Origin of the sequence: Pseudoalteromonas holothuriae, assembly GCF_945859825.1 — a bacterium.
GTDB classification, from domain to species: Bacteria; Pseudomonadota; Gammaproteobacteria; order Enterobacterales; family Alteromonadaceae; genus Pseudoalteromonas; species Pseudoalteromonas holothuriae.
In genome coordinates, this window is record NZ_CAMAPC010000037.1 from 1 (window position 1) to 10519 (window position 10519).

Sequence of the window (10519 nt, forward strand, 5' to 3'; positions counted from 1 at the left end):
GTGTCTGGCTTCACCCCTTGAGCGATTAAATAATGCGCCAGCTGATTCGCCTTTGAGTTGAGTGCTGCATACGTCATCGACTGACCTTCAAACACCAACGCCATACTGTCAGGCGCTCCCACTGCCTGCGCTTCAAATTGCTGATGTACCATCAGTTCATGTGCATGTGCACTCTCTGTGTTGTTCCATCTATGTAATTGTTGATGTACTTCCGATGCTGACAGCACCGACAAATGCTCTACGAGCTGTTTGGGGAAGTGCGCCAAACTTTGTACTAATCCGCTCAACGCCTTTTGCATATACCCCATCACTTGCTGGACATTCACAGCGGTATCCAGCTGAAACTCCAACGTGAATCCCTCTTCTGAATCGTTCACATTAAGTGTAAATGGGTAGTTCGTACGCTCTTTACCACTGAGCAATGTCATCACATCGTCACGTACGATACTCTCCGCTTGAGAGTGACGATAATTCAACATCGCACTGAATAGCGGTGTATCGTTTGATATCCCGCTACACCCTTGGGCTGTTGCTAATGGTGTCTGCTCAAATGCCAATAACTCATGTAGCAATACCTGGGTCGAAGTTATGTACTCTTCACTGCTAAGACCCTTGAGTTGCATACGCACTGGCAGTGTATTAATAAACACCCCTAGCATACTATCAGCCCCTTCAATGCCTTGCAGTCGACCCGCTAACACAGTGCCAAATACAACATCATCTCGACCTGTACATGCTGCTAAAAGCAAACCAAAAGCCCCATGAAAAATGCTCGCAGGTGTAATGCGCATCGCTTTGGACAAACGACGGATCTCAGCTGATACTTCTCTGGGGACCGCTGCACTGCACTGTGCTATTTTACTGCCATCTCCTTGAATATTGGCCAGATTGAATGGCAACGTCGCTTCTTCAACATTGCCCAACATCTCAGTGAAGAAATACGTTGCATCTCTTTGCTCCCGTTGCAATAACGTATGCGCTATAAAATCTCTATACGGTAAGCTCGGTGGCAATGCCGCCGCTTGACCCTGTAGACAGCTAACCAATTCTTGTTGGATAATTTCAAGGCCAACATGATCAGAGATAATGTGATGAAACTCCAACAACGCCACACAGCGTTCATCATTGGGTGATGCAACAACACGCATCTGGAATAATGGCGCTTGTGTGAGGCTCATTTTATCACCTGACAAGGCTGTCAACTGTGCCATGATATCAGCTTCAGCAGCGAGCCATTCCACCGAAGGGGCTGCATCCCGACACACAACTTGAACGGGTGCATCTAACCCTTCCCATAAAATGGCCGTACGTAAGATATCATGACGAGACACCAATAAAGTCAATGCCGACAAAAGCGCTTCCACCATTGAGCGCTGTTTAATCTCAAATATCAGCGGGATCACATAAGGGTCGTGCGCCTCACTGAGCATATGTGCAAACAAAATCCCTTCTTGTAACGGCCCCAACGGATAAATATCTTGAATATTGGCCATTCCACCAGGGATTTGCTGTGCTATGTGCTCAATATTGTCCTGAGTTAAACTTACAAGAGGCAACATCTGAGGGGTTATCGTGTTACAAATGGCTGGAATACCATTTGCTGGGGCACGATACAATACTTGCTCGGAACGTGACTGCGCAGCCAATACTTCAGCCAACTCACTTAACTGTGCCGTTTCAAAGAACATATTCGCGCTCAGCTTAAATCCAGCGCGTTGCACTTCAGAAATCACCTTCATCACTAACAATGAATGTCCACCCAACTCAAAGAAATTCGCAGCCGTGCTGATCTGCTCCTGCTGTAGTACATCTTTCCATATGTCACACAATAGTATTTCCATTTCTGTTTGCGGTGCGACATAGTCACTTTGCAAGTGTGAAATATCCATACGCTCTAATGCGCGTTTATCTATTTTTCCATTTGCCGTCAATGGCCACTGCGATTGAAGCACCCATGCTGACGGCACCATGTAATCCGGTAGCAGCTGTTGTAGTGCATGCTTTATATCACGTAGGTAGGCGTCTTCATCTTCCACGCTCTCTGCGGGGATGACATATCCCACTAGCGTCTGATCCTCACAGGCCAATACCTGAGCTTCTGATACACCGGCTAATGTGGATAATTGTGCTTCGATTTCGCCCAGTTCAATCCTAAAGCCACGAATTTTTACTTGCTCATCTATACGGCCAACAAACGCAAGGTTGCCATCAGGTAAATACCGCACCAAATCTCCCGTTTTATATAAACGGATATGACCATTCGCTTTGTCTTGCGCGTTAGCATAAGGGTTATCAATGAATCGCTCCGCTGTTAGCGCAGATTGTGCCAAGTAGCCCCTTGCCAATCCATCACCTCCAATATAAAGCTCTCCCGTCGCACCTTGTGGTAACAGGTTTCTATGGCGGTCTAATACGTAAAAACGCGCATTTTTTACAGGGCGCCCTATATGTATTGCATTGCCAAGGTGCTCTGTTACTAAACTATCATGCGTAAAAGCACTGTAACTACACCCGACAGTCGCCTCTGTTGGGCCATATTCATTGATGAATATGGCATTGGGTAGACTAGCTGACATCTTCAAAGCGGCTTCACGGGTGAGCTGCTCTCCGCCAACCACAATGACATGTCGGTTCGGCAAAGGCTTACTCAGCACTAGACTCGCTAAATGAGCAGGTGTTAGCTTAAACATGCCACAAGCTTCACGCTGTAATATGTCAGTTAACTGCTCAGCAATAAAACCGTTAGGAGGTAAAAGAGTCAGCACATTGCCATGTATCCAAGCTCCAAACAATGATGTTACAGTTGCATCAAAGCTCAATGAAGTGCTCACTATGGCGCTACTTATTTGTGTATCGCCATACTGCATCACGGTATTTTGCAGATAGTTGACCACACTACGGTGTTCCAACATCACCCCTTTTGGCTTTCCGGTTGACCCTGAAGTGTAAATCACATATGCAAGATGAGTGGACTCTAATCCTTCAATCTTACGGTTCTGTGTCTCACATTGCTGTAGCTGCGTAACAATGTCCTGGCTATCTAAGTCCACCCGTTGTGCTGCTGTGATTGGGATATCTGCATCAATCGCCTCATGCGTGACAATCGTCGTGAGCTTTGCATCCTCAATCATGTACCCCAAACGTGCTGACGGGTATGCTGGATCTAGCGGCACATACGCCCCCCCTGCTTTTAGAATACCGAGGATACCTACTACCATCTCCATGGAGCGCTCTACGCAGATCCCCACTAAACTGTCCGGACCCACCTGCCGCGTTGTCACCAAGTAATCACTTAATTGGTTCGCCCTGGTATTTAGTTCGCTGTAGCTCAGTGACTCTCCTTCAAATACAACCGCTGTTGCATCCGGAGTCTTCTCTACTTGCGCCTCAAACAAGGTGTGGATCAATGCATCCTGTGGGTACGCACACGCTGTGTCGTTCCACTCAACAACTTGACGTTTGATGGACTCTGTTGGTAGCATGTTGACGTCGAATACACATTCATCAGGTGTATGAACGAGTTCTGCCAACAACAAATCAAAATGCTTTGCAAATCCTTCTATCGTCTCTGCCTTAAAAAGGTCCGTGTTGTACTCCCAATCAAGAAGCAGACCTTCTTCTCGTTCGATAACAGACAACGTCAGATCATACTTAGCAATAACATCTTCTTGTTCAATCAATTGAACATCCAAGTCAGACAATTCAAGTTTTGTCACTTCATTATTTTGTAACACTAACGCCACTTGAAATAATGGACTGTAACTTAAACTCCGCTCTGGCCGTAAAGTCTCTACTAGTTTTTCAAACGGAATTTGTTGATGAGCATAGGCATCTAATAATGTTTCTTTGCTTTGAACCAGCAAGTCATTAAAACTCGGGTTATTAGATAAATCGCTGCGCAATACCAACGTATTGACAAAGAAGCCTATTAAGCCTGCCACTTCTGCCTGTTCTCGGTTAGCAATTGGACTACCTACAACAATATCAACCTCGTTACTGTATCGAGATAAAAGTACAGAAAATGCAGCATGTAGGCCCATAAACAGAGTACATCCCTTTTGCTGATACAAAGCTTTAAACTCATCATAAATCTGAGCATTGACAGCACTTTGATGTACTGCCCCTGCAAAGGTTTGTTTTTTTGGTCTCGGGTGATCGAGTGCTAAGCTATGTACTGGCGGAATATCTGTGAGCTGCACTTCCCAATATGCGAGTTGCTCCTCCAATACTTCGCCCTGTAACCAATTGCGTTGCCAGTGGGCATAATCAGCATATTGAACTTGCATCGGCGCTAAAGGGTCAGTGTTGCCGCTCACATATGCGTTATATAATGCACTAAGCTCTCTAACAAGAACTCCCATAGACCAACCATCTGAAGCGATATGATGCATGGTTATTAATAACACATGTTCTTTTTCTGCTACTTTAGCTAGTTGAGCACGAAGCATTAGATCATTTTTCAAGCTAAATGCTTTGGAGGATTCAGAGGCAATAAGCTCACTAAGCACTATCTGCTTTTCATTTTTTTCTAATAAGGAGATATCACTAACAGGCATATCCAAGCTTGATGCTACATGAACACGCTGTATAGGCTCGCCATGACCCCCATCAACAAAGTTGGTTCTTAAGCTTTCATGACGTGCAACAATGGTATTAATCGTATTTATCAACGCTGTGAGTTTCAACTCACCTCGAATAGTCAAAGCAACTGGAATGTTGTAATGCGCACTGCCATCATCAATTTTATCCAACATCCATAAACGCTGCTGTGCAAATGATAATTCAAGTGGGTTACCTTCTCGCTCAACAGGTTCAATAGACGGATATTCAGGTTTAGACACAGGTTTTTTGTAACCCAGCTTTTGAGCTAACTCCCAGGTACGCTTGTGGAGAAAATCTTCCCTTACCTGCTGTTTCCAAGCATCACCTACGGAACCCTTTATCTTTTTGTGTCCAAGAAACTTACCATCTCCCAACATTCGTGACTCTTCATGGACACCATCTGACATTCGTTTTGCCGTATCATCGTATGGGTTGATTAAAGACCTGTCATAATCAATGGACAAGAATTCACACAACGATTCCATTTGGCGCGCAGGATCTTTGACTAAGTCTTCAAATACCACCCTGTGTTGTCGGCTCTGAGGAATCTCTTCTAGGAAAGTCGAAATATTGGAATGAGCCTCAGCCCAAAGTAGCTCTCCCAGCTCTTTGGAGTCATATTCATGTTCATCAAGATACGCTACGACATTTAATTTCACTTGTTCAGCAGACGTAATCATGCCATAAGGGTGTCGTATAAGATGAATGAAATGTGCCTCTTCAAACATCTTCTCCGCTTGCTGCAAAATCTCAGGGTGATACGCATAAGTTGGTGACTTATCTACTAAAACTAGGCCATCAATCCACCCTTGTATCTCGCGATAAAACTGTTGAATGGTATAGTCTTTTTCTTCAAATTCAGCCATCACTTGCTTGGCCTCTTCGAGGCTACACCCTTTAGCTTCCATTACAGCTCTGAGCGCCCCTTCCTGATAAAAATCAAATCGACCAGTAAAGGCTTTATTACGTTGTTTTAAAGTGTCAAAAGAAAGTAATTCAAGGTCTGGTGGAGAAAATAGTTCAGGGTGACCAGCTAGCATAACCCTAAGTAATGTCGAACCTGAGCGGTGTGGGGACAATATAAAGATAGCTTTGCCATTCTTTTTATTAGGTCCAATAATTGCTTTAGGAACTGACGGCACGAGCTGCTGAACTTGTGCAAAGTGGCTATCATTTAACCCTCCTTCTAAGCCGCTCTTCAAAGTGATATTATCAGCATTCAGCAACCCTTTTTCTATAAGAGAGCCTGTATAGTTTTTCTTAAGATAATCATCTAACTCCGTAATTGTTGGCTTATCATGTAAAATAACAACATGTACCACCTCCCCGGTAATTGCCTGTATTTTATTAACGACTCGAATCGCTAATAATGATTGGCCGCCCAAAGCAAAGAAGTTATCAGTAATACCCACTCTCTCAACCCCTAAGACTTCCTGCCAAATCATACATAAGCGTTTCTCTAGCACAGAAGTTGGTGCAATATAGGTCTGTTTACGCTCAGACATATCTGGTTGCGGTAGGGATTTGCGATCTATTTTGCCATTAGGCGTCAGAGGGAATTGCATAAGTACAACAATGGCAGATGGAACCATGTAATCAGGTAGCTCTTTACTTAATACAACTCTCAAAGAATCGGCTGTTTCAGGTGACTGTAAATAAACGTCGTCCATTGTTACATAGGCCACTAGTCGCTTGTCACCACCTCCAACCTCACTATCCAAAGCGATTACAACAGCTTCATTAACCCCATCATGAATAAGTAATTGATTTTCTATTTCTCCAAGCTCTACTCTGAACCCTCTAATTTTGACTTGGTGATCAATACGACCTAAAAACTCTAGATTGCCGTCTGGCAAATAACGTACTAAGTCGCCTGTTTTATACAAACGCTTACTACTAGTTGTATCTGACTCATTAAAAAACGGATTTTTGACAAACTTTTCTTCGGTCAAGTCATTTCTGTTTAAATATCCTCGAGTTAGAGCTACACCACCAATGTATAACTCCCCAGCAACACCTAACGGCAATGTTTTCATATGTTTATCTAAAACAAACAACTGCCCCAAACTAGGGGATTTACCTATCGGCATGTTTGGCTTGTTCAGATCTGTAGGCGTCACTGTATAACATGAAGCCCAAACTGTGGCTTCTGTAGGGCCATACTCATTGACTAGCTGACAATTATCATTAAAGAACTCAAAATGCTCTTTAGCAACTGTCGGTGGCAAAGGTTCTCCAGCCAAAATTACATATTTAAGCGATACTATTTTTCCCTGATTGTTTTTAGCAACATTGAGTATTTCTTTGTAAAAAGATGGGACTGTTAGTAAGCTATCTACTGACTGCTCTGATATCAAATTAGACAATGCCTGCAAGTTCGACAATGCTTCTTTATTTGGAAGCGTCAACTGTCCCCCACAGCTTAACGTGCCAAAAATACCAGCTACAGAACTATCGAAGCTCAATGAGCTTAGCAGTAGGAATGATTTCGTTTTTTGAGTGTAATAGTTGATTCTAGCGAGCGTTGACGCGACAAGGCTATTATGAGGCACCAATACACCTTTAGGTTCACCCATACTACCCGATGTATAAATAACATAAGCCAAATTATGTGGCTTAAGTAATAATTCATTCTCCGATAAGTTTTCAGTAACAAGCTTAGCAAGATGCTGCTTTAGTTCCTCTGAGTCTAGAAATACAGCAAGGCTTTCTGGGATAGAGGTCTCCCCTTTTAGTTTGCATTGAGTCAATACAGTGGTCAGACTCGAATCATTCAGCATATAAGATAAACGTGATGCGGGGTACTCTGGGTCTAGTGGGACGTAAGCTCCACCTGCTTTTAAAATCCCTATTATTCCTACAATCATATCAAGCGAGCGCTCTACGCATATCCCAACTAAAGTATCTGGGGTCACGCTTCTCTCTTCTATTAAGTAATGGGCAAGCTGATTTGCTCGTTGGTTTAATTCGGAATAAGTTAAACGATTACCATCAGCTACAACTGCTATTGCTTGAGGATTAGCTTTTACTTGCTGCTCAAAAAGAGTTTGAATACATACATCTTGCGGATAATTAACAACATGATTACTCCAGCCAATTAGTTGTTGCTTAACCTCCTCTGAAGATAGGATATCAATGGAATATACATCCGCTTCTGGCGTATTCACCATACCTGTCATAAGCAGCTCAAAATGTGATGCTAAACGCTCTACTGTTTCGGCATTAAACAAATCAGTATTGTACTTCCATTCTAACTGTAAATTCGTTTCACTCTCTGTTACTACTAACGTTAGATCATATTTAACGAAATCATCTTCTTGAGGGATTGGGTTCAAAGTTAAGTCAGGTAATTCGAGCTTACCTTCGTCGTTATTTTGCAGAACCAAGGTGACTTGGAATAATGGGCTGTGACTTAGACTCCGCTCTGGTTGTAATACCTCTACGAGTTTCTCAAATGGCACTTGTTGATAAGTATATGCATCTAAGAGCGTTCTTTTACTTTGAGCCAGTACCTCGTTAAAACTAGGATTGTTAGATAAATCACTACGCAATACTAAAGTATTTACAAAGAAACCAATAAGATTAGCTACTTCTTCTTGCTCTCGATTCGCAATTGGGCTGCCAACAACAATATCTGTTTCATTGCTATATCGGGATAACAATACTGAAAATACCGCATGTAACGCCATAAATAGGGTGCTATCAGACTGCCTATAAATATTTTTTAGTTTTCGCAGTACATCGGAGCTAACCTCACCATGATATATAGCCCCAACAAAACTTTGTTTTTTAGGGCGAGCACGATCTAATGGCAAACCGTGCACGATGGGTAAACCCGCCAATTGTTTAGTCCAATAATCAAGGTGATTCGCGAGTACTTCATCTTTAAGCCAGTTTCTTTGCCAATGTGCATAATCAGCATATTGAATAGAAATGGGGGCTAAAGGATCGTCTTCTCCATTTTTGAATGCAGTGTAAAGTACACTGAATTCTTTGATCAAAACCCCCATAGACCAACCGTCTGAAGCAATATGGTGCATATTGAACAACACAATACCCTGTGGTTGTTCAGCACCGGTTGATAATTTGATAAAGACGCCTCTCACCATGACATCTTTGCTCAATTCAAAAACAGTACTCGCATTTTCATCAATTAGTTGCTTGATAGCTGTTACTTGCTTTTCACCAGCCAACATACTCAAATCTTTGCAAACAAATGAGAAATCAACTTGCTCTCGAATAACTTGCATAGTGCCTTTGTCACGTTCAACTAATACTGTACGTAATACTTCGTGACGTTTTATAACTCGCTGCATTGCTTGATTTGCAACCTTGATATCAAAAAGTCCATCAACATGTAACGCGACAGGCATATTATATTCAGTACTACCTCCTTGAAGCTTATCAAGAAGCCATAGGCGCTGTTGTGAAAATGACAGCAACTCTCCATCTTTATCGCGAGTAATAGGTGTTATGACAATAGGTTGCTCTATTAAGTCAGCTTCATCTAATAAAGCTGACATAGACGTAATAGTAGGAGATTCGAAAACTGACTTAAGCGGCACATTAATATTAAACTGAGCCTTAATCATCGCTACCAGCCGGATAGCCAATAATGAATGCCCCCCCAGCTCAAAGAAATTGGCCGTTCTACTAATTGCCTCTAAATTTTTATTCAATAATTTGGCGAAAATACTAACCAACTCATATTCTGTAGTGGTTTCAGGTGCATCATATTCACCTTGACTTACCACAACATTTTTACGAGCAAGTATCTTTTGATCAATTTTACCGTTTGGTGTCAGTGGCCACTCTTCAAGTAACAAAAATGCAGATGGCACCATATAATCCGGCAATGATTTGCTTAGTTCTTTTTTAATTGCTTGCAACCAAGTATTTTCATCTCCCACATTTGATTCTGGGATAATATAACCAACTAGATGCTTATTTTGGTATTCATTCTCTACAACCAACACTGTCGCAGCTAAGATCCCCTCTAGCTTGGATAAGTGAGTTTCTATCTCACCTAACTCGATCCTGAATCCTCGGATTTTTACCTGCTCATCAGCTCGTCCAATAAATTCCAAATTACCATCTGGTAAATAGCGAACTAGATCTCCCGTTTTGTATAGTCGAGTGTTCCCTTTTGCTTTTTCCTGAGCAGTGGCAAAAGGGTTCTCAACGAATCGTTCAGCCGTCAATTCAGGTTGATTTAAATAACCTCTCGCTATAGCACTTCCACCGATGTAAAGTTCACCAGAGGACCCTTTAGGTGCAAGCTGACCATTATTTAATACATAGTATTTGCGGCCCAGATTACTCTTTCCTATCGCAACTCTTTCTACACTCTGGTTTTTGCTAAATAAATAAAGAGATGTCGTTACGACAGCTTCTGTCGGTCCATATGCATTAAAGAGTGCAGCATCAAAAGGTAGTTTTTTCCAAAGGTGAACAATTTCATAGTTAAAAGACTCGCCGCCTAACACAAACGTTTTTAATGCAAGCTGAGAAAGGCGATGATCGGTTCTATTTACAGAAGAAAATACTTTTTGAAAGTAACCAGGAGGAATGTCAGCAAAGGTAATCTGATTACTATATAAAAAATCAATGAACTCATTTGAACTCAAATGATCCCTAGCTCGCAAGTATAATGCCGCGCCTTGAAGCAAGCTGCTAAATATTTGTTCCTGTGCAGCATCAAAGTTTATTGTAGAAAACTGCAGAATTCGTTCTTCTTCTGATATGCGATAATGTTGCTGGCAAAAGTCTATGTGACTAGCAAAAGCTTGGTGTTCAACCATCACCCCTTTTGGCTTTCCGGTTGACCCTGAAGTGTAAATCACATATGCAAGATGAGTGGACTCTAATCCTTCAATCTTACGGTTCTGTGTCTCACATTGCTGTAGCTGCGTAACAA

At 42.3% G+C, this 10519-nt stretch carries 1 protein-coding gene; it reads right to left on the reverse strand.

The window, feature by feature from the left end:
• On the reverse strand, window positions 1-10519 hold a 10519-nt coding region (locus OCI93_RS20550), incomplete at both ends, for a non-ribosomal peptide synthetase (RefSeq protein ID WP_261627210.1).